The 20,195-nt window shown below is 66.9% G+C and carries 17 protein-coding genes; 8 read left to right on the forward strand and 9 right to left on the reverse strand.

Annotated elements, in window-relative coordinates; all coding sequences use genetic code 11:
* Positions 1-2 precede the first annotated feature (2 nt).
* Positions 3-1,568 carry an alkyl hydroperoxide reductase subunit F gene (ahpF, locus tag VNQ78_RS14050; protein WP_325690815.1) on the reverse strand — a complete coding sequence of 522 codons (1,566 nt, stop codon included), beginning with the start codon at positions 1,566-1,568 and terminating at the stop codon, positions 3-5.
* A 55-nt stretch (positions 1,569-1,623) separates the two neighbouring features.
* Positions 1,624-2,187, reverse strand: a complete 564-nt coding sequence (ahpC, locus tag VNQ78_RS14055) for an alkyl hydroperoxide reductase subunit C (RefSeq protein WP_325690817.1) — start codon at positions 2,185-2,187, stop codon at positions 1,624-1,626.
* Positions 2,188-2,503: 316 nt separating this feature from the next.
* Here ahpC and VNQ78_RS14060 point away from each other — a divergent pair, with 316 nt between their 5' ends.
* From VNQ78_RS14060 to VNQ78_RS14085, 6 genes are all read left to right on the forward strand, one after another.
* Complete coding sequence (locus tag VNQ78_RS14060) at positions 2,504-3,238, forward strand: PIG-L deacetylase family protein (RefSeq protein WP_325690819.1); 735 nt, start codon at positions 2,504-2,506, stop codon at positions 3,236-3,238.
* A complete protein-coding gene (locus VNQ78_RS14065; protein ID WP_325690821.1) occupies positions 3,238-4,191 on the forward strand; it encodes a VOC family protein in 954 nt (317 codons plus the stop codon). Before VNQ78_RS14060 ends, VNQ78_RS14065 begins: the two co-directional genes overlap by 1 nt.
* A gap of 3 nt (positions 4,192-4,194) precedes the next feature.
* Positions 4,195-4,866, forward strand: coding sequence for a 4-carboxy-4-hydroxy-2-oxoadipate aldolase/oxaloacetate decarboxylase (locus VNQ78_RS14070; protein ID WP_325690823.1), 672 nt, complete (start codon positions 4,195-4,197; stop codon positions 4,864-4,866).
* The gene (locus VNQ78_RS14075; protein ID WP_325690826.1) at positions 4,859-5,917 is read left to right on the forward strand and encodes a 4-oxalomesaconate tautomerase; all 1,059 of its coding nucleotides are present in this window, start codon (positions 4,859-4,861) and stop codon (positions 5,915-5,917) included. Before VNQ78_RS14070 ends, VNQ78_RS14075 begins: the two co-directional genes overlap by 8 nt.
* Positions 5,918-5,926: 9 nt before the next feature.
* Entirely contained in the window at positions 5,927-6,700 is a 774-nt protein-coding gene (gene tam, locus VNQ78_RS14080; RefSeq protein ID WP_325690828.1) for a trans-aconitate 2-methyltransferase, read from the forward strand.
* Between the two features lie 173 nt (positions 6,701-6,873).
* The gene (locus VNQ78_RS14085) at positions 6,874-7,962 is read left to right on the forward strand and encodes a mechanosensitive ion channel family protein (protein ID WP_325690830.1); all 1,089 of its coding nucleotides are present in this window, start codon (positions 6,874-6,876) and stop codon (positions 7,960-7,962) included.
* A 19-nt stretch (positions 7,963-7,981) separates the two neighbouring features.
* Here the strand turns inward: VNQ78_RS14085 and VNQ78_RS14090 are convergent, their stop codons facing one another.
* The 6 genes from VNQ78_RS14090 to VNQ78_RS14115 all read right to left on the reverse strand — a co-directional run bounded on the left by VNQ78_RS14090 (position 7,982) and on the right by VNQ78_RS14115 (position 14,215).
* Positions 7,982-9,178, reverse strand: coding sequence for a winged helix-turn-helix domain-containing protein (locus tag VNQ78_RS14090; RefSeq protein ID WP_325690833.1), 1,197 nt, complete (start codon positions 9,176-9,178; stop codon positions 7,982-7,984).
* A 74-nt stretch (positions 9,179-9,252) separates the two neighbouring features.
* Complete coding sequence (locus VNQ78_RS14095; RefSeq protein WP_325690836.1) at positions 9,253-9,417, reverse strand: hypothetical protein; 165 nt, start codon at positions 9,415-9,417, stop codon at positions 9,253-9,255.
* Entirely contained in the window at positions 9,414-10,538 is a 1,125-nt protein-coding gene (locus VNQ78_RS14100; protein WP_325690838.1) for a YeeE/YedE family protein, read from the reverse strand. The genes VNQ78_RS14095 and VNQ78_RS14100 overlap by 4 nt, the downstream gene beginning before the upstream one ends.
* Positions 10,538-11,467, reverse strand: coding sequence for a sulfurtransferase (locus VNQ78_RS14105; RefSeq protein WP_325690840.1), 930 nt, complete (start codon positions 11,465-11,467; stop codon positions 10,538-10,540). Before VNQ78_RS14105 ends, VNQ78_RS14100 begins: the two co-directional genes overlap by 1 nt.
* 196 nt (positions 11,468-11,663) lie before the next feature.
* Entirely contained in the window at positions 11,664-13,124 is a 1,461-nt protein-coding gene (locus VNQ78_RS14110) for a pyridoxal phosphate-dependent decarboxylase family protein (RefSeq protein ID WP_325690844.1), read from the reverse strand.
* Positions 13,125-13,135: 11 nt separating this feature from the next.
* Positions 13,136-14,215, reverse strand: coding sequence for a PLP-dependent cysteine synthase family protein (locus tag VNQ78_RS14115; RefSeq protein WP_325690846.1), 1,080 nt, complete (start codon positions 14,213-14,215; stop codon positions 13,136-13,138).
* 133 nt (positions 14,216-14,348) lie between these two features.
* Here VNQ78_RS14115 and VNQ78_RS14120 point away from each other — a divergent pair, with 133 nt between their 5' ends.
* Positions 14,349-15,881 carry a winged helix-turn-helix domain-containing tetratricopeptide repeat protein gene (locus VNQ78_RS14120; RefSeq protein ID WP_325690848.1) on the forward strand — a complete coding sequence of 511 codons (1,533 nt, stop codon included), beginning with the start codon at positions 14,349-14,351 and terminating at the stop codon, positions 15,879-15,881.
* Positions 15,882-16,045: 164 nt separating this feature from the next.
* Entirely contained in the window at positions 16,046-17,881 is a 1,836-nt protein-coding gene (ilvD, locus tag VNQ78_RS14125) for a dihydroxy-acid dehydratase (protein WP_325690850.1), read from the forward strand.
* Between the two features lie 50 nt (positions 17,882-17,931).
* Here ilvD and VNQ78_RS14130 read toward each other — a convergent pair whose 3' ends face one another.
* A complete protein-coding gene (locus VNQ78_RS14130; protein WP_325690852.1) occupies positions 17,932-20,157 on the reverse strand; it encodes a heavy metal translocating P-type ATPase in 2,226 nt (741 codons plus the stop codon).
* Positions 20,158-20,195 lie beyond the last annotated feature (38 nt).

Here is a 20,195-nt window from a genome sequence, read left to right on the forward strand (position 1 = left end):
CCTCAGGCAGCCTTCTCGCCGACCGGAATGCGGATCAGGTGGTCGAAGGCCGCAAGCGAGGCGCGCGCCCCCTCGCCCATCGCGATCACGATCTGCTTGTAGGGAGCGGTGGTGCAGTCGCCCGCCGCGAAGACCCCGGGGATCGAGGTCGCGCCATGCGCGTCGGTGACGATCTCCCCGCGCGGGGACAGGGTCAGCGTGCCCTTCAGCCATTCGGTGTTCGGAACCAACCCGATCTGGACGAAGATCCCCTCCAGCGGCAGGTCGACCAGTTCGCCGCTGGCGCGGTTCTCATAGCTGAGGCCGGTGACGCGGCTGCCGTCGCCCTTGACCTCGGTGGTGCGGGCATTGGTCAGGATGGAGACGTTCGGCAAGCTTTTCAGCTTGCGCTGCAACACGTCATCGGCGCGCAGATGCTTGTCGAACTCGATCAGGGTGACATGCGCGACCAGCCCGGCAAGGTCGATCGCGGCCTCGGCGCCGGAATTGCCGCCGCCGATGACGGCGATGCGCTTGCCCTTGAACAGCGGACCATCGCAATGCGGGCAGAAGGCCACGCCCTTGTTCAGATATTTCTCTTCGCCGGGCACACCCATGCGCCGCCAGCGCGCGCCGGTCGAAAGGATGACCGAAGCCGCCGTCAGCGCCGCGCCCGAGGCGAGCGTGACGCGGAAGCCGTCCGTCACCTCTTCGAGGCGGGTCGCCTGCTGGCCGTTCATGATCTCGACGTCATATTCGCGGACATGGGTTTCCAGCGCGCGGGCCAGCTTCGGCCCCTCGGTATGGGGAACCGAGATCAGGTTCTCGATCGCCATTGTGTCCAGAACCTGCCCGCCGAAACGCTCGGCCAGAACGCCGGTGCGGATGCCCTTGCGCGCGGCATAGACAGCGGCTGCGGCACCGGCAGGCCCGCCGCCAACGACCAGCACGTCGAACGGGGCCTGCGCATTGATCGCCTCGGCCGCACGGTCGGCGGCGCCGGTGTCGATCTTGGCGAGGATTTCCTCGGCCCCCATCCGGCCTGCGCCGAAAGGCTCGCCATTCAGGAAGATGGTGGGCACGGACATGATCTGGCGCGCCTCGACCTCGGGCTGGAACAGCGCGCCGTCGATGGCGACATGCTCGATCCCCGGGTTCAGCACCGCCATCAGGTTCAGCGCCTGCACCACATCGGGGCAGTTCTGGCAGGAAAGCGAGAAATAGGTCTCGAAACGGAAATGGCCCTTCAGCGCGCGGATCTGGTCCAGCAGCGCCTGTTCGGCCTTGGGCGGATAGCCCCCGACCTGCAACAGCGCCAGCACGAGCGAGGTGAACTCATGCCCCATCGGCAGACCGGCAAAGGCAAGGCGGATGTCCTGCCCGGGAGAGGTCAGCGCAAAGGACGGCACCCGCTCGCCGCCCTCGGCGCGGGTCACGGTGATCTTGTCGGAAAGGCTGCGAATGTCCTCGAGCAGCGCCAGCATCTCGCGCGATTTCGCGCCATCATCGGCATGGGCGGTAATCTCGACCGGGCGCACGAGGCGTTCCAGATAGGCCTTGAGCTGGGTTTTCATATTGGCGTCAAGCATGGCGCGTCCTTTCCGAAATCATTGGGTGGGGCCGGAAGAACCGGCCCCGGCCAGATCAGATCTTGCCGACGAGATCGAGCGACGGAGCGAGGGTTTCCTCGCCTTCCTGCCACTTTGCGGGGCAGACTTCACCCGGATGCGAGCGGACATATTGCGCGGCCTTGATCTTGCGCACGAGGTCCGAGGCGTCGCGGCCGATGCCTTCGGCGGTGATTTCCATCGCCTGGATGATGCCATCGGGATCGACGATGAAGGTGGCGCGGTCGGCAAGCCCCTGCTCTTCGCGCATCGCGTCGAAGCTGCGGGTGATCAGGCCGACGGGGTCGCCGATCATGGTATACTGGATCTTGCCGATCGTTTCGGAGCTGTCATGCCAGGCCTTGTGGGTGAAATGCGTGTCGGTCGAAACCGAGAACACCTCGACGCCCAGCTTTTGCAACTCTTCGTAATGGTCGGCCAGGTCGCCCAGCTCGGTCGGGCAGACAAAGGTGAAGTCGGCCGGATAGAAGAAGAACACCGACCATTTGCCAAGCGCATCGGCTTCGGTCACTTCGACGAACTTGCCCTGCTTGAACGCCTGAGCCTTGAACGAGCGGATCTTGGTATTGATGAGCGCCATGAAATGGTCCTTTCCGTAAGTCGTGGCCCCTCCTTATGCAGTTGCAGCATGAGTGTAAAATCGATTGTTACAACCCTGTCGATAGTTTCTGTCTATCGGAAGGGTGGCGGCCATCTGAAAGCGACCGTGGCGGGCGAAGAATGGTTCGGATCTCGCGTATTCAGATCGTTACGCCCGGAACATCGAAGACGCAGCATGGCCAGAGGGCCTGCCGACCGCCGCCCTATAGCACAAATTTATCGCACTTGCCGCGCTTCCAATTTGCGCCCGCAGAATGGCCGCGACAGATTTCCCCCAACAAACCCGGAGGAAGATAATGTCCGACAAGAAAACCGCCCTCGTCATCTCGGCCCATGCTGCCGATTTCGTCTGGCGCTGCGGTGGCGCGATCGCCTTGCATGCCGAGAAGGGCTATGAGGTCACCGTTGTCTGCCTGTCCTTCGGCGAGCGTGGCGAAAGCGCGAAACTGTGGAAGGAACCGGGAATGACCCTCGACCGGGTCAAGTCCGCCCGCCGCGCCGAGGCCGAAAAGGCGGCGCAGGCGCTTGGTGTCCATGACCTGATCGAATTCGATCTTGGCGACTATCCCCTGCATCTGGAGCAGGAGGACAAGTTCCGGCTGGTCGATGTGATCCGCAAGGTGCAGCCAAGCTTCATGCTGAGCCACAGCCAGTATGATCCCTACAACACCGACCACATGTATGCGACGCAGGTGGCGCTGGAATGCCGGATGATCGCGCAGGCCTGGGGACATGAGCCGGGCCAGAAGGTGCTGGGCGCGCCGCAGCTTTACCTGTTCGAGCCGCACCAGACCGAGCAGATGGGCTGGAAGCCCGACACCTTCCTCGACATCACCCCGGTCTGGGACAAGAAGCGCGCCGCCATCGAATGCATGGAAGGACAGGAGCATCTGTGGGAGTTCTATACCCGCGTCGCCCAGAACCGCGCCAACCATTTCATGCGGAACTCGGGCGGCCAGTCGGGCGGGCGCAAGGCCCAATATGCCGAGGGCTTCCAGTCGATCTTCCCGCGCACCGTGGATGAACTCTGATGGAAGCCTGCCACGACATTGCCCATCTCGCCCATGTCGAGATGCTGACCGACCGCTTCGACGAAAGCCTTGATTTCTTCACCCGCATCTATGGGCTGAAGCTCTCGGGTCAGGACGAAACCAGCGCCTATCTGCGCGCCTGGGACGATTACGAACATGCCACGCTGAAGCTGACGCGGGCCGCGACCACCGGCATCGGCCATGTCGCCTATCGCGCCGCCTCGCCCGAAGCCCTTGCGCGCCGCGTCGCGGCGATCGAGGCCTCGGGCTACAAGATCCTTGGCTGGGTGGATGGCGACCAGTCCCACGGCCGCGCCTTCCGCTTCGAGGATCCCTTCGGCCATGTCTTCGAGATCTATTACGACACGGTCTGGTATAGTCCTGAGCAGGAGGCGGAGCGCGCCGCGCTGAAGAACACCGCCAGCGCCTTCACCGGCGCCGCGCCGCGCCGGCTGGATCACCTGAACCTGCTGGCCTCGGACGTGACCGAGTTCCGGCGCTTCATGGAGACCTGCCTTGGCAGCCGCGTGACCGAAATGATCCAGCTCGACAATGGCCGGATCGGCGGCTGCTGGTTCACCGTCAACAACAAGTCCTATGACCTCGCCTGCACCGAGGAGCATGGCGGCGGCGAGGCGCGGCTGCATCACGTCACCTATGCCACCGACCAGCGCGAGGACATCCTGCGCGCCGCCGACATCTTCCTGCAGAACGGCGTCCATATCGAGACCGGGCCGCATAAGCACGCGATTCAGGGGACGTTCTTCCTTTATGTCTGGGAGCCGGCTGGGAACCGGGTGGAACTCGCCAATGCCGGGGCGCGGCTGATCCTCGCCCCCGACTGGCAGCCGGTGGTTTGGACCGAGGCCGACCGCAAGAAGGGTCAGGCCTGGGGCCTGAAGACCATCGAGACATTCCACACCCACGGCACCCCGCCGGTGAAGAAAGGCTGAGCCATGGCCAAGGTTGTTCAGAACATTTCCCGCGTCGATGCGGCAATCATCGCAGGTCTGGCCGAGGCCGGCGTCGCCACCGTCCATGAGGCGCAGGGCCGGATCGGCTGCCTTGCGAGCTACATGCGCCCGATCTACCCCGGCGCGCGGATCGCGGGCAGCGCGGTGACGATCAGCGCGCCGCCCGGCGACAACTGGATGCTGCATGTCGCGATCGAGCAGTTGCAGGACGGCGATATTCTGGTCCTTGCGCCCACCTCGCCCTGCGACAATGGCTATTTCGGCGATCTGCTCGCGACCTCGGCCATGGCGCGGGGGTGCCGGGGACTGGTGATCGACGCGGGCGTCCGCGATATCCGCGACCTGACCCAGATGGGCTTTCCGGTCTGGTCGAAGGCCATCAGCGCGCAGGGCACGGTCAAGGAGACGCTGGGATCGGTCAATGTCCCGGTGGTCTGCGCCGGACAGGCGATCGAGGCCGGAGACGTCATCGTCGCGGATGATGACGGGGTCTGCGTCGTGCGCCGCGCCGATGCTGCGGCCGTTCTGGACGCCGCGCGCCAGCGTGTCGCGGCCGAGGAGGCCAAGCGGCAACGACTGGCTGCCGGAGAGCTGGGCCTCGACATCTATGACATGCGCCCCCGCCTCGCGGCCAAGGGGCTGAAATATGTCTGAGGCGGGCATCCCCTGCCTCTGGATGCGGGGCGGCACCTCCAAGGGGGCCTATTTCCTCGCCTCGGACCTGCCGAATGACCCGGCGGCGCGTGACGACCTGCTGCTCAGGATCATGGGCAGCCCCGATCCGCGCCAGATCGACGGGATCGGGGGCGCGGATCCGCTGACCTCGAAGGTCGCGATCCTGTCTCCGTCCTCGCGCGCGGATGCGGATGTGGATTACCTGTTCCTGCAGGTCTTTGTCGATCAGGCACTGGTCTCGGGCGCGCAGGCCTGCGGCAATATCCTGGCCGGCGTCGGCCCCGCCGCGATCGAGCGCGGGCTGGTCCCTGTCGCGGCCGAGGAAACCCCGGTCCGCATCCACATGCTGAACACGGGCGAGGTGGCGCTGGCCCGCGTCCAGACCCCCGGCGGGCGCGTGACCTATGCGGGCGAGGCCACTATCGACGGCGTGCCGGGCAGCGCAGCACCTGTGCCGCTGATGTTTCAGAACATCGCCGGGTCGATGTGCGGGGCATTACTGCCCAGCGGCAATGCGGTCGACGTGATCGAGGGCGTCGCCTGCACCCTGATCGACAACGGCATGCCCTGCGTCATCATGCGCGCCTCGGATTTCGGCCTGACCGGCAACGAGGACCGTGAGGCGCTGGAGGCCGACGGCAAGCTCAGGGCGCGGGTCGAGGCCATCCGCCTCAAGGCCGGAGCGCTGATGAACCTTGGCGATGTCACCGAAAAATCCGTGCCCAAGATGACGCTGGTTTCGGCCCCGGCCGCGGGCGGCACGATCGGGACGCGCAGCTTCATTCCGCATCGCGCCCATGCCTCGATCGGGGTCTTTGCCGCCGTCAGCGTGGCGACCGCCTGCACCCTGCCCGGCACGCCCGCCGCCGCATTGGCCCGCCTGCCGACCGACGGCCGCTTTCTGGTCGAGCATCCAAGCGGCGCGGCCGAGGTCTTGATCGAGCAGGACGCCGAAGGCAAAGTGACCGGCGCGGGCACGCTGCGCACGGCGCGGAAGCTCTTTGAGGGATTGGTCTTTCCAAGGGATTAGGGAATCGGCATGGGTTGGAGCGCGTCGCAATATTCCCGGTTTCTGGACGACCGGACCCGCCCCGCCCGCGACCTTCTGAACGCGGTCCCGGTAGAGCGGCCCGATCTTGTCGTCGATCTGGGCAGCGGGCCGGGCAATTCGACCGCCCTGCTTGCGCGGCGCTATCCGGCGGCGCGGATCGTCGGCATCGATTCCGACCCCGACATGATCGCGACCGCACGAAGGAAATTGCCGGAATGCGAGTTCCTGCCCGACACGATCGAGGATTGGCGGCCCACCACCCCGCCCGACGTGATCTTTGCCAATGCCTCGCTGCAATGGGTCGAGGATCACGAGGCATTGTTCGTCCGCCTCGTGAATCTGCTCTCGCCGGGCGGTGCGCTGGCGGTCCAGATGCCCGACAATCTCGACGAGCCCTCGCATCGCGCGATGCGTAAGGTGGCCGATGATCCGCGCTGGTCGGCGCGGATGGGGTCCGCGAATGCGCGCCGCAAGCCGCTGATGCGGCCGCCCGCGCTCCACGCGCTGCTCAGGCCCCATGCCACGCGGGTGGATATCTGGCGGACGGTCTATAACCACGAACTCGAAGGCGTCGATGCCATCGTGGAATGGTTCAAGGGATCGGCCCTGCGTCCCTATCTCGCCACCCTCGACGTGGACGAGCAGGCGTCGTTCCTGCACGCCTATCGCGAGGAAATCGCGCCCGCCTATCCCGAATCCGACGGGCGGTGCCTTCTGGCCTTTCCGCGGCTGTTCTTCGTGGCTTCGCGCGCGGAAGCCTGACCCCATCCGACTTCACGGGATCTTGAGCCGGGGGAACATCCCCACCCGGCAGTCGTTCCAAAAACGCAATCGCGTCAGGACGACCCGGAGATGGACCGCCGGGCGGACCATCCAGCCTTTTCATCGAGGCGGGCCTGGCGCTTAACGGAAACCAGCATGAAACCGGAGGCCCGATGCGCTCCTGGATGGAAACCAGCCTGATCTTTGTCGTCGCTCTGGCCGCCGCATGGGCGGCCTGCTTCCTGCTTTACCTGCTGGCGCAAAGGGCCATGCGCCACAGTGACGAGTTCTGGCGCAAGCTGCTGTCGCGGACACGGGGGCCGGTGCAGCTGGGCATGATGATCATGGCGGTGTCCTTCGCCGCCAATATCGCGCCCCTGCCGCTGCGCGAGGGGCAAATGCTGCGCCACGCAATGCTGATCGCCTTCATCGCCTGCGTGACATGGGTGCTGCGCATCATGCTGGAAATCTGGATGACGCTGCATCTGCGGCGCTTTCGTCTGGATGTCGAGGACAACCTGCTGGCGCGAAAACATGTCACGCAGACGCGCATCCTCGAACGGGTCGCCTCGGTCCTGCTGGTCGCGGTCGGGCTCAGCGCGGCGCTGATGACCATCGACGGGGTGCGGCAATACGGTGTCAGCCTGCTCGCCTCGGCCGGGGCGGCGGGGATCGTGGTGGGTCTTGCCCTGCAACCGGTGCTGCGAAACCTGTTCGCGGGCATCCAGCTTGCCGTGACGCAGCCGATCCGCATTGACGACGCGGTGATCGTCGAGGGCGAATGGGGCAATGTCGAGGAAATCACCGCCACCTATGTCGTCGTGCGGATCTGGGACAAGCGCCGGCTGATCGTGCCCCTCAACTACTTCATGGAGCAGCCGTTCCAGAATTGGACGCGCAGCGATGCGACGCTGATCGGGACCGTGCTGATCTATCTCGATTACGAGGTCTCGATCCCCGACCTTCGGGCCGAGGCCGAGCGTATCGTCCGCGCCTCGCCCTTGTGGAACCGCGATGTCTTCGTGCTGCAAGTGACCGATTTCCGCGAGAATGTGGTCGAGGTCCGCATCCTCGCCAGCGCCTCCCATGCCGGGAAGGCCTTCGACCTGCGCTGCGAGATCCGCGAGAAGCTTCTGGCCTATCTGCAACGCGAGCAGCAATTCGCCCTGCCCCGGCATCGCGAGACCGTCGCCGCCGATCCGCGCCTCGGGGCCGCGATGGTCAATATCGACCGCAGCCCGCTTCAGCCCGGCCGGTCCTAGGCAGCCGTGAGGCGCGGGATCACGCGCGCAGCCAGTCCGCGGCCATCTCGATCCGCTCCAGCCCCGCGAAGGAGGCGATCCGCTCAAGCTCGGCCCGCAGCCCCTTCAGGCGCTGCTTGCCAATGCGGATCCCCGGCTCGGGCCAGAAAGCCGCTACCGAAAGCCCGCCCGCCTCGCGCTTGGCGTCGAGCCTGCCGATCATCCGCGCGCCCTGCATGACCGGAAAGACGTAATAGCCATAGCGGCGACGCTCGGCCGGGACGAAGATCTCGATCCGGTAGTGAAAGCCGAACAACCGCTCTGCTCGGGCGCGATCACGCAAGGCGGGATCGAAGGGCGAGAGGATACGCACCCTGTCAATCGGCTCGGGCAGATCCGGCAGCAGATCCAGCAATTCGGGCGTCGTGAAGGACCGGCGCAGCGCACCATCCGCGCCTTCGACATCCACCGGAACGATCCGGCTGCTGGACAGCGCCGCCGCGCACCATGCCTTCGCCTCGTCTCGCGTCGCGATCTCGAAAAAGGCGGCAAGCTCGCCGCTGGTGGCAAAGCCCAGCCGGTCGAGGGCCGCCGACATCGCCCAGTCGACGATGCGCTCGTCCTCGACATGCTGGCCGATATATTCCGCGGGAATGACCCGCTCGCTCAGGTCATAGACCTTGCGAAAGCCCTGCCGGTGCCGGATCGCCAGTCGGCCCGAACGCCAGAGATATTCCAGCGCGGTCTTGGACGGGTGCCAGTCCCACCAGCCCGAGGAGCCCCGCTCCTCCCCCTCGCCCACGTCGCGCGAAGAGGCGGGGCCGGTATCGGCAATGCGCTGCAGGACGGTGTCGATTTCCGAATCCCATCCCTCGCGCCGCCATTTCGGCCAGCGTTGGCGCATCCGCGCCTCGTCGCGGGTGAATTTCAGCCGCCACATCGGATAGAATTGCATCGGGATGATGGCCGCGTCATGGGTCCAGTGCTCGAACCCCGCGCGGTCCCGCGCGATCATCCGGTCCAGCGCGGGCGGACGATACTGCCCACGGCGCGACCACAGGATCAGGTCATGCGAACGCGCCAGTGTGTTGACGCTGTCGACCTGCACGAAGCCCAGCCCGCCCAGCACGCCCTGAAGATCGGCACCGCGACCGCTGCCCGATCCGGGCCGGAGGAGAAGATGGCGGTCAAGGAAAAGCCGGCGCGCGTCGCGATTGGTCAGCAGGGCTGGGGTCATGTCCTCTCGCTCGCGTCGTTCCGGTGCCCCGGCAGAATGCCATGCCTCTGCCGGGGATCAAGTGCGCAAGCGGATTATTCGGGCATTGCCCCGCAGAAGCCGCCCGAAGCCACGACGCCCGAGCCGAGGGCGATGATCGGCGGCGCCTTGTAGGGGTTCAGGTCGGAGGTGGCATGGTCGAAGACCATCAGCAGCCCGAGGAACAGGATCGCGATGGGGGCGGTGACGCTGCGGGTCATGCGCGCCCCTCCATCCCCAGAAGCGGCCTTAGCCTCACGCCGACGACCGATCCGGCGAAACCGGCGGCGAACCAGACCCAGCCATGCAGGCTGCCGGTCGAGATCCCCGAGAAGAAGGCACCGACATTGCAGCCGAAGGCGAGGCGCGAGGAATAGCCCAGCAGGAACCCGGCCACGATCGTCGCGACCCAGGCCCGCGCGGGCAGCCTGGGCAAAGGCTGCGACAGCCCGCCCGTCCGCCAGCTTGCGACCAGAAACGCGCCGACGATAAGGCCGATATTCGTCAGCGAGGTCACGTCGGTCAGCACGCTCTCGCCCAGCCGCGCGGCATTGCCCGGCGCGCTCCAGAAGGCCGAGCCTGAGAGGTCGGCGCCAAGTGCGACCGCACCCTTCGCCGCCCAGAGGCCGAGGCCATAGACCACGCCCCAGGGCTGCCCCGCCACGACGAGGTTGCCGATCGCCAGCGCCGCGACGGCCAGCGCCGCGATAAGCAGCCTTGCCGGCACGCGCCGCTGGCCGGGCGCTGCCAGCACCAGCAGCAACAGGGAAACGCCCGCAAGCAGCGCCAGCGTCAGCATCAGGCCCGAGGTGCCGGTCAGCGTCAGAATCGGCAGCGCGCCGAGATCGGTCCACCAGATCAGACCGTAAGCGCCGAGGAAGCTGCCGATGGCGAAGAAGGGCAGCGCCAGCAGCGCGACCGGATTGCCGCTGCCCGCATTGACCAGCGTGCCCGAGCCGCAGCCCAGCACCACCTGCATCGCCGCGCCAAAGACGAAGGCGCCCGCGATCATGGCATAGCCGATCGGTGCCGCCGCCCCCGCGATCTCGCCCGGATGGTTCGCGATCATCGGGAAGGCCACGACCGAGACGATGGCGATGGCCAGAAGCTGCGCGAGGATCCCCGCCGGCTCGCGGCGCAGGATCATCGCGCGCCACGGTCCGGCAAAACCGAAGCGCAGCCCTTCGAGAGCGATCCCGAAGCCAAGCCCGATCGCCAGCAGCAGGCCATAGCGCGCACCGGCGAAAAGGGCGACGGCGGCAATCGCCGCCAGCCCCGCGAGGATCACCAGCCCCCGCTGCGCCGCCTGACCCGTGGCCGGGGCCGCGACAGTGTCCGTCATCAGTTGCTACCCTTGATCTGGTTCAGCAGGTTCTGCATCAGGCCGGGCGTGTTCTCCATCGCGCCGCCCGCCTGCGACCAGCCGACCATGGAATCCGGGTAGAGCTTGGCGTCCTCGACCCCGGCCAGCTCGGAGAGCGCGAACCATTCGGTCGCGGCCCAATGGCCGGTATTGCAGAAGGCCACCACCGGCTCGGACTTCTTGATCCCGAGTTTCGCGGCGATATCAGTCGCTTCGGTCGAGTTCATCACCTCGGTCGGATCATTGAACCAGACCGCGTGCGAGATATTCTCGGCCCCCGGCAGCGTGCCGGGCTTCGCGGCATTGGGATGGCTTTTCTGCCCCTCGAAGAAGGGGGCGGGACGGGAATCGATCAGCTTCGCCTGATGCTCGCCCTTGACGATTGCCGAGACGTCGTCTGTCGTCGCCAGCCAGCGATGCGAGAAGGTGATGTCCACGTCCGACGGCGCCGGCTGGTTCGCCTTGGTCTCCAGCGGCAGGCCGGCGGCGCTCCATGCGCCCATGCCGCCATTCAGGATCGCAAGATGGCTGACGCCCGAGGATTTGAGCGTCCAGTAGACGCGGGCGGCGGCGCCGAAGTCGCTGTCGTCCTCACCCTGATGGACGATCACCACCGGACGCTCCAGCGTCACACCCAGCTCACGCAGCGTGGCTTCAAGCTGATCCTCGGGGACCAGCGCGCCCGGATTGGTCGCCGGGCCGCGGAAGCGTTCATAGGGCGCCGAGACCGCGCCCTCGATATGGCCCTGGCCATAGGCCTCACCCCGGATGTCGAGGACCAGCGGCGCGTCGGGAGCGGCGGTCAGGGTCTTGAGTTCATCCGGCGCGACCAGCGGGCCGAAATCGGCTGCCATCGCGGCACCCGCCACGCAGATTGCAGCCAAGGTCGAAAATGCAAGCGTTCTCATCACGCACCCCTTTGTTCGTTGGGTCCGATTTCTGATGCCGGACCCCTCTTGGCAAGACCGGATCATACATCATGCGTGGGTTTCGGGCGAATAGAGTCCTCTCCAGCAGGCACAGGACCGACGGGGATCGGGTTCAGGGACGATCGGCCCGGAAACTTTCCTGCGCGAGCGGCCTAAGGAGGAAGAGCATTTCTTTTCACCTTGCGCCCCCACGGGTGGCGGCGGAACTCAGCATATCGCCCAGTTCGACCAGCGCCGTGATCGCCGCGTCGATATCCTCGGGCGTGGTGCGGTGGTTGCAGATCGCTGCGCGAAGCCAATGCTCGCCCCGCAGCGTGGTGTCCGAGAAGGCCGCGACCCCGCTTTCCTGAAGGCGCATCATGATCTCGATATTGAGCGCGGTCCTCGCCTCCGGTGTTATTCCGCCCGGATCATAGCGGAAGCAGACGATGTCGAGCGTCACAGGCTCCAGCCGCGAGAGCCGCGCCTCGGCATCGACCCGCGCCGCCAGCCGGTGCGCCAGGTCGATATTGCGCCCGATGATCCGTCCGAAACGATCCGCGCCATGCTCTTTCATCATCATCCAGACCTTCAAGGCACGAAACCCGCGCGAGGTCTGGAAGCCATAGTCGAGAAGCCAGCCGCCTGCGGCGATGCCGCGCGCGGCCTGATCGAGATATTCGGAATGAAGCGCGAAACTGCCCAGATGCGCGGCGGGATCACGCAGCAGGACGCAGCCCGCCTCGAAGGGGACATGCAGCCCCTTGTGCGGATCGAAGGCAAGGCTGTCCGCGCGTTCGATCCCCTGAAGCAGATGGCCATACCGCTCCGACAGGCGGGCCACCGCGCCGATGCAGCCGTCGACATGCAGCCACAGCCCCTCGCGCTGGCAGAGGTCGGCCAGTTCCGGCAGCGGGTCGATCGCGCCGGTATTGACCGTGCCCGCAGTCGCGATCACGCAAGCGGGTTGCCAGCCCGCGCGGCGATCCTCGGCGATGGCCGCGGCAAGGGCGACGGGATCAAGGCGGAAATCCGGGCCGCTGGGGATCCGGCGCAGGGCGCGATTGCCAAGGCCAAGCATCTCGACCGCCTTGCGGTGGCAGCCATGCACCTGATCCGAGGCGTAGAAGCGCAGGGGTCGCGGCAGGGCGGCGACCCCTTCCTCGCGCAGGTTGAAGGCGGCTGCTTGGTTTCGCGCCACGGTCAGCGCGATCAGATTCGCGGCCGAACCACCACTGGTCAGCGTGCCGCTTGCCTCGGGCGGGAAACCCGCGACCGCCTTCATCCAGTCGATCACCTGCCGCTCGACCTCGGCCGCGGCATGGGCGCCGCCGCCAAGGTTCGAGCCATCGACAGCGGCAAGAAAATCCGCCAGCGCCCCGGTCAGGCTGGAGGCCCCCATATACCACATCCAGAAGCGCGGATGGGTATTGCCCATCGGATGGGAGAGGACGTCCTGCCACGCCTCATCGACCACTTCGGGCAAGGGCTGCGGCCCGCGCGGCAGGGGCCGCCTGAAGGCCGCGCCGCTTTCAGCAGGCAGCGGACGCCAGACCGGCCGGTCGCCCAGCGTCCGGGTGTGAAGGATGGCGCGGTCCACCGCCTCATGGGCGACGCGTGCGAAATCACCCCAGTCCACCGGGTCCAGCGTTTCCATTTCGCCCTCCTTCAGCCCATCTGGTATCCGGGGGTCGAGCGCGAGAGCGCCAGTTCCGCCTCGTCCATCTCCTCGGGGATCTGCTGGAAAAGCGGCGTGGACAGGTAACGCTCGCCCGTATCGGGCAGGATGGCGAGGATCACCGTCCCTTCGGGCGCGGCTTCGGCAATCCGCATCGCGACGGCGAAGGTCGCCCCGCCCGAGATGCCGGTCAGGATCCCCTCGCCCGAGGCGAGTTTCTGCGCCCAGGCGACGCCTTCGGGGCCGGGAACCGTGACCAGATCGTCATAGCCTTTGGAATCCATCGCCTCCTGCAGGACGAAGGGGATGAAATCCGGGGTCCAGCCCTGAATCGGGTGCGGCTCGAAAGCCGGATGGGTCGCGGCGGGCGCATGCCCCTCGCCGCGCTGCTGCGCGATCCCGCTGGAGACGAGGGCCGCATTCGCAGGCTCGGCCAGCACGATCTTGGTCTCCGGCCGCTCCCGACGCAGCACGCGCGAAATGCCGGTCACGGTCCCGCCGGTGCCATAGCCCGTCACGACATAATCCAGCCGCTCGCCAGCGAAATCGCCCATGATCTCGCGCGCGGTGGTGCTTTCATGGATATCGGCATTGGCCGAGGTCTCGAACTGGCGGGCAAGGAACCAGCCATGCTCGCGGGCCAGCTCGACCGCCTTGTTATACATGCCGGTGCCCTTTTCTGCACGCGGGGTCAGTACGACCTTGGCCCCCAGCATCCGCATCAGGCGCCGCCGCTCGACCGAGAAGCTGTCGGCCATGGTGACGACCAGCGGATAGCCCTTCTGTGCGCAGACCATCGCAAGGCCGATGCCGGTATTGCCGCTGGTCGCCTCGACCACGGTCTGTCCGGGGCGAAGCTCGCCCGAGCGTTCGGCAGCCTCGATGATGTTCAGCGCCAGCCGATCCTTGACCGAGGAGGCGGGGTTGAAGAACTCGGCCTTCACGTAAAGCTTCACGCCGGGGGGCGCGAGGTTGTTGATGCGGATGGTCGGCGTGTCGCCCACCGTGTCCAGAATGCTCTCGTAAAGACGGCCACGGCCGCCGGTCGTGCGAATCGTCTGCTGTCGCATGGGATTGCCCTCTGCTGGGATGCGGCGCGCCTTTCTGCGCCCGATGTCCAAGACTAGCGCAACCGCGACCGCGATGCTTGACCGGATCATGAAGAAATCATGCAGAACCCGTCGCTTTCGGATAGAATTGCGCATGATCTGCAGCTTTGGCGAGTTTCAACTGGACGATCAGCGGTTCGAGCTGCGACGCAACGGCCAGCCGGTCCCGGTCGAGCCGCAGGTCTTTCTTGTCCTTTGCCGGATCATGCAGGCGCAGGGGCGGTTGGTCAGCAAGGACGAGCTGGTCGAGGCCGTCTGGCAGGGCCGCGCCATCACCGATGCCAGCATCGCCAGCCGCATCCGCGCCGCCCGCGCAGCGATCGGCGACGATGGCGCGCGGCAGGAGGTGATCCGCACCGTCCACGGCCGAGGCTTTCGCGCCGTCCCCGCCATCCGCCTGACTGGTCAGGGCGACGGGGATATAATCGACACGCGGCCGGGCGGGCCTTCGCTTGCCGTGCTGCCCTTTCGCGGCATCGGCCTGCCCTCGGGGCAGGCGATCCTGACCGAGGCGCTGGCGCATGAGATCCTGCGCGCCTTGTCGCGGCTGCGCTGGCTCATGGTGATCGCGCGCGGCTCGTCCTTTCGTTTCGACCAGCCGGGGCTGGATGTCGGAGCGGTCGGAACCCGCCTTGGCGCGCGATACATCCTGAACGGCACGGTCGCGCTGGACGGCGGCATCCTGACCATCACCCCGGAACTGGTCGAGACCGCCACGGCCCGCATCCTGTGGACCGACCGCCTGTCCCGCCCGCTGGACAGCTTGGCCGAGTTGCAGCGGATCATCGTGGCGGCGCTCTGCACCGCACTGGAATTGCATGTACCGCTGAACGAGGCGCGGCTGGCCGAGGGGCGCGACATCTCGCAACTCGACGCCTGGGCGAACTATCATCTGGGCCTGCGCCAGATGTTTCGCTTCACCGCCGAGGGCAACCGCCACGCGGCCGAGTTCTTTGCCCGCGCGGCGACCCTCGATCCGGGGTTTGCACGGGCATATGCGGGACTGTCGTTCACCAGCTTTCAGGAAGCCTTCCTGCGCTATGGTCCCGACCGGTCCAAAGCGACCGAGGCCGCCCGCGCCCATGCCGAGCGCAGCCTCGAGATCGACCCGATGGATTCCTTTGCCGCCTATACCTATGGCCGGGCGCATTGGCTGACCGACCAGATGGACATGGCGGCAAGCTGGCTGGCGCGGGCCACCGACCTCAACCCGAATTTCGCGCAAGGCTTCTATTCCCGCGCGCTGACCGCGACGATGATGGCCGAGAACCGGCTCGCCTCGGACGGGGTCGAGCTGGCCTTGCGGCTGAGCCCGCTCGATCCCTTGCTTTACGGCATGTTCGGGACGCGGGCCCTGTCGCTTCTGCAGCAGGGCAAGGATGCCGAGGCCGCCGACTGGGCCGACCGCGCCGGGGCAGCACCCCATGCCCATGTCCTGATCGCGATGATCGCGGCGGCAGCCAACGGCCTTGCCGGGCGCGAGGCGCGGGCACAGGACTGGCTGCGCGAGGTGCAGCGCCAGCGGCCCGACGCCAATGCCGAGATGTTCTTCTCCGCCTTCCCGCTCAGGAACCAGCCCGCGCGCGAGCGTATCCGAAAGGAACTTGCGCGTTTCGGCCTGAATTGAGCGCGCCTGACACGCTGTTTGTCGGAGATTTGAGAGATTCTGCCCTTTTCTGCCCCACGCGGTTCCAGTAGGTGAGCATGACGCGTATATGAAGGCCTGATGCCCTGCATCTGCGCCGGCCCGCTCCGAGCCAGATCGACCCGCCAAGTGAAGTGGAAAGCCAAATGCCAGCCTATCGTTCCCGTACCACCACCCATGGCCGCAACATGGCAGGCGCGCGCGGCCTATGGCGTGCGACCGGCGTGAAGGACGGCGATTTCGGCAAGCCGATCATCGCCGTGGTCAACTCCTTCACGCAATTCGTGCCGGGTCACGTCCACCTGAAGGATCTGGGCCAGCTCGTCGCGCGCGAGATCGAGGCGGCAGGCGGCATCGCCAAGGAATTCAATACCATCGCGGTCGATGACGGCATCGCCATGGGCCATGACGGGATGCTCTATTCGCTGCCCTCGCGCGAGATCATCGCCGACAGCGTCGAATACATGGTGAACGCCCATTGCGCCGACGCGATGGTCTGCATCTCGAACTGCGACAAGATCACGCCCGGCATGCTGAACGCGGCCATGCGCCTCAACATCCCTTCGATCTTCGTCTCGGGTGGACCGATGGAGGCGGGCAAGGTCGTCATGCACGGCAAGAAAGTGGCGCTCGATCTGGTCGATGCGATGGTCGCCGCTGCGGATGAAAGCATCTCGGACGAGGATGTGAAGGTCATCGAGCGTTCGGCCTGCCCGACCTGCGGCTCCTGCTCGGGGATGTTCACCGCGAACTCGATGAACTGCCTGACCGAGGCGCTTGGCCTGTCGCTGCCGGGGAACGGCTCGACGCTGGCCACCCATGCCGACCGCAAGCGCCTGTTCGTCGAGGCCGGGCATCTGGTCGTCGATCTGGCGAAACGCTATTACGAGCAGAACGACACCTCGGTCCTGCCGCGCAATGTCGCGAACAAGCGCGCCTTCGAGAATGCCATGTCCCTCGACATCGCGATGGGCGGCTCGACCAATACGGTGCTGCACATCCTCGCCGCCGCGCATGAGGGCGGGATCGACTTCACCATGAACGACATCGACACGCTGTCGCGCCGGGTGCCGTGCCTGTCGAAGGTCGCCCCGGCCAAGCAGGACGTGCATATGGAGGACGTCCACCGCGCCGGCGGCATCATGGCGATCCTCGGCCAGCTTGAGCGCGGCGGGCTGATCCACCGCGACACCCCGACCGTCCATGCCCCGACCCTTGGCGAGGCGATCGACCGCTGGGACATCAGCCGCACCGACAGCGAAACCGTCCATGACTTCTTCCGCGCCGCCCCCGGCGGCATCCCGACGCAGGTTGCCTTCTCGCAGGATGCGCGGTGGGAGACGCTGGACCTCGACCGCCAGAATGGCGTCATCCGCTCGGTCAACTCGCCCTTCACCGCCGATGGCGGTCTGGCGGTGCTGCGCGGCAATATCGCGCTGGACGGCTGCATCGTGAAAACCGCGGGCGTGGACGAGTCGATCCTGAAATTCACCGGCCCCGCCGTCGTCTTCGAAAGCCAGGACGCGGCGGTCAGCGGCATCCTTGGCAAGAAGGTGCAGGCTGGCGACGTCGTCGTCATCCGCTATGAGGGGCCGAAAGGCGGGCCGGGGATGCAAGAGATGCTTTATCCGACCAGCTACCTGAAGTCCCGCGGTCTCGGCAAAGCCTGCGCGCTGATCACCGATGGCCGCTTCTCGGGCGGCACCTCGGGCCTGTCGATCGGCCATGCCTCGCCCGAGGCAGCGCAAGGCGGCATGATCGGTCTGGTTCGCGACGGCGACATCATCGAGATCGACATCCCGAACCGCACGATCAACCTCGCCGTGCCGGAGGCCGAGCTTGCGACCCGCCGGGCCGAGCAGGACCGTCTGGGCTGGAAACCCGCCCAGCCGCGCAAACGCAATGTCACGACGGCGCTGAAAGCCTATGCGGCCTTCGCCTCGTCGGCCGACAAGGGCGCGGTCCGTATCCTGCCGGAATAAGCGGACCCCCGCCCGCCTCGCCCCCCTTCGGCGGCGAAGCGGGCTCCCCGTCACGCGGACCGGCTGTCTTTGGTCGGGTCATAGCCCAGCAGGCGCAGCGCATTCAGCGTGACGAGGACGGTCGCTCCGGTATCCGCAAGGATCGCGATCCAGAGGCCGGTGATCCCCAGAACCGAGGTCACGAGGAAAACCGCCTTCAGCCCCAGCGCCAGCGCGACGTTCTGGCGGATATTGCCCATGGTCCGGCGTGCCAGCCGGATCAGCGCGGGCACGTCCGTCACCCGGTCGCGCAGGATCGCCGCATCGGCCGTTTCCAGCGCCACATCCGTTCCCGATCCCATGGCGACGCCGACGCCCGCCTGCTTCAGCGCCGGGGCATCATTGATCCCGTCGCCGATCATCATGACGCCGCCCGCCGCATCCATGTCGCGGATGGCCGCGAGCTTGTCCTCGGGCATCATCTCGGCCCGGTGGTCCAGACCCAGCCCGCCCGCGATCGCGGCGGCGGTGCGGCCGTTATCGCCGGTCAGCATGGTTGCCCCGATGCCCAGCGACTTCAATTGCCGGATGGCATCCGCCGCATCGGCGCGCGGCTCGTCGCGCAGCGCGATCAGCCCCAGCGGCTCGTTTGAGCGAAAGACGGCGGCAACCGTCTTGCCCTCTGCCTCCAGCGCCTCGGCCTGGCGCGCGAGGGTCGCGTCGATCCCGCCCATCCCGGCCGCGTGGCGTGGCGAGGTGATCCAGGTTTGCGCGCCATTGACCCGCCCCTCCACGCCGCGGCCGGGCAAGGCCCGCGCATCCGTGGCGAGGGGCAGCGCAAGCCCGGCATCGGCCGCGCGGCGCAGGATGGCCAGCGCCAGCGGATGACCCGACCCGGCCTCGAGCGCCCCGGCGATGGCCAGCAGACCGGCCTCGTCCAGCCCCGGAGCGGGAACGAGATCCGTCACCACCGGCTTGCCCTGGGTCAGGGTGCCCGTCTTGTCAAAAGCCACATGGCTGACCTTGGCCGCCGCCTCGATCACGGCGCCGCCCTTCATCAGCAGCCCGCGTTTCGCCCCCGATGACAGTGCCGAGGCGATCGAGGCCGGAACCGAGATCACCAGCGCGCAGGGGCATCCGATCAGCAAAAGCGCAAGGCCGCGATAGATCCAAGTGCCCCAATCCGCGCCCCCGAGCAGCGGCGGCAGCAGGACGACCAGCGCGGCAATCGCCACAACCGCAGGCATATACCAGCGCGAGAAGCGGTCGATGAAACGCTCGGTCGGGGCGCGGGCCTCCTCGGCCTCCTCGACGAGGCGGATGATGCGGGAGATGGTATTGTCGGCCGCCGCCTTCGCGACCCGGACGCGCAGAACGGCCTCGGAATTGATTGATCCGGCAAAGACCTCGTCCTCCGGCCCTTTGGTGCGCGGCACGCTTTCGCCCGTCACCGGGCTTTCGTCGATCCCGCTCATCCCCTCGAGGATCACGCCATCCGCCGGGATGCGGTCGCCGGGGCGGACCAGCACGACCTCTCCGACCCTCAACTGCCCGGCAGGCACCTCACGCGGGCCGCCGGCGGTTTCCAGCAGCGCGGTTTTCGGGACCAGCGCGGCCAGCGCCCGGATGCCGTCGCGCGCCTTTCCGGCCGCCACGCCTTCCAGCATTTCGCCCACAGCGAACAGAAAGACCACCAGCGCGGCCTCCTCGGCGGCGCCGATCACGAGGGCGCCGAGCGCCGCAATGGTCATCAGGCTTTCGATGGTGAAGGGCTGGCCCAGACGGGCAGCCGTGAATGCCCGTCTCGCGATCGGGGCAACGCCGATGAGACAGGCGAGCAGGAAGGCCCAATACCCAAGCGAGGTGGGGGCGATTAGCTCGACACTCCACGCCAGTGCCAGCAGCCCGCCGGTCAGCAGGACCAGCCGCCCCTTGGCCGTCTGGTGCCAGCCTTGGCCGGGGTTGATATTTCCGGCCTCCGACGGCGCGTCGGGAAGGGGGGCGGCGGGCCGCGCTTCGGGATGCGGGGGCGTTCCGGGGATCACGAAGGCCTTCTTGCGCGGCGGCTCCTGCCCCTTCGGCGCGATGCCGAAGCCAAGCTTGCGCACCGTCTCCTCGATGGCGGCGGCTGTCGTCGCGCCGGGCGCGAGGTCCAGCGTCAGCCGCTCGGTCATCAGCGCGACACTCACACCGCTGACGCCGGGCAAACGCTCGACCGCGCGCGTCACCTTGGTGGAGCAGGCCCCGCAATCCATGCCGGTTACGGTCCATTCCCTGCGGCCCATCTGTTCGACCATGTCCAGTTCCCCTCCTGCCGGGCGGTCCGGCAGCTTGA

This window comes from Paracoccus sp. (in: a-proteobacteria), assembly GCF_035556475.1.
Classification (GTDB): domain Bacteria; phylum Pseudomonadota; class Alphaproteobacteria; order Rhodobacterales; family Rhodobacteraceae; genus Paracoccus.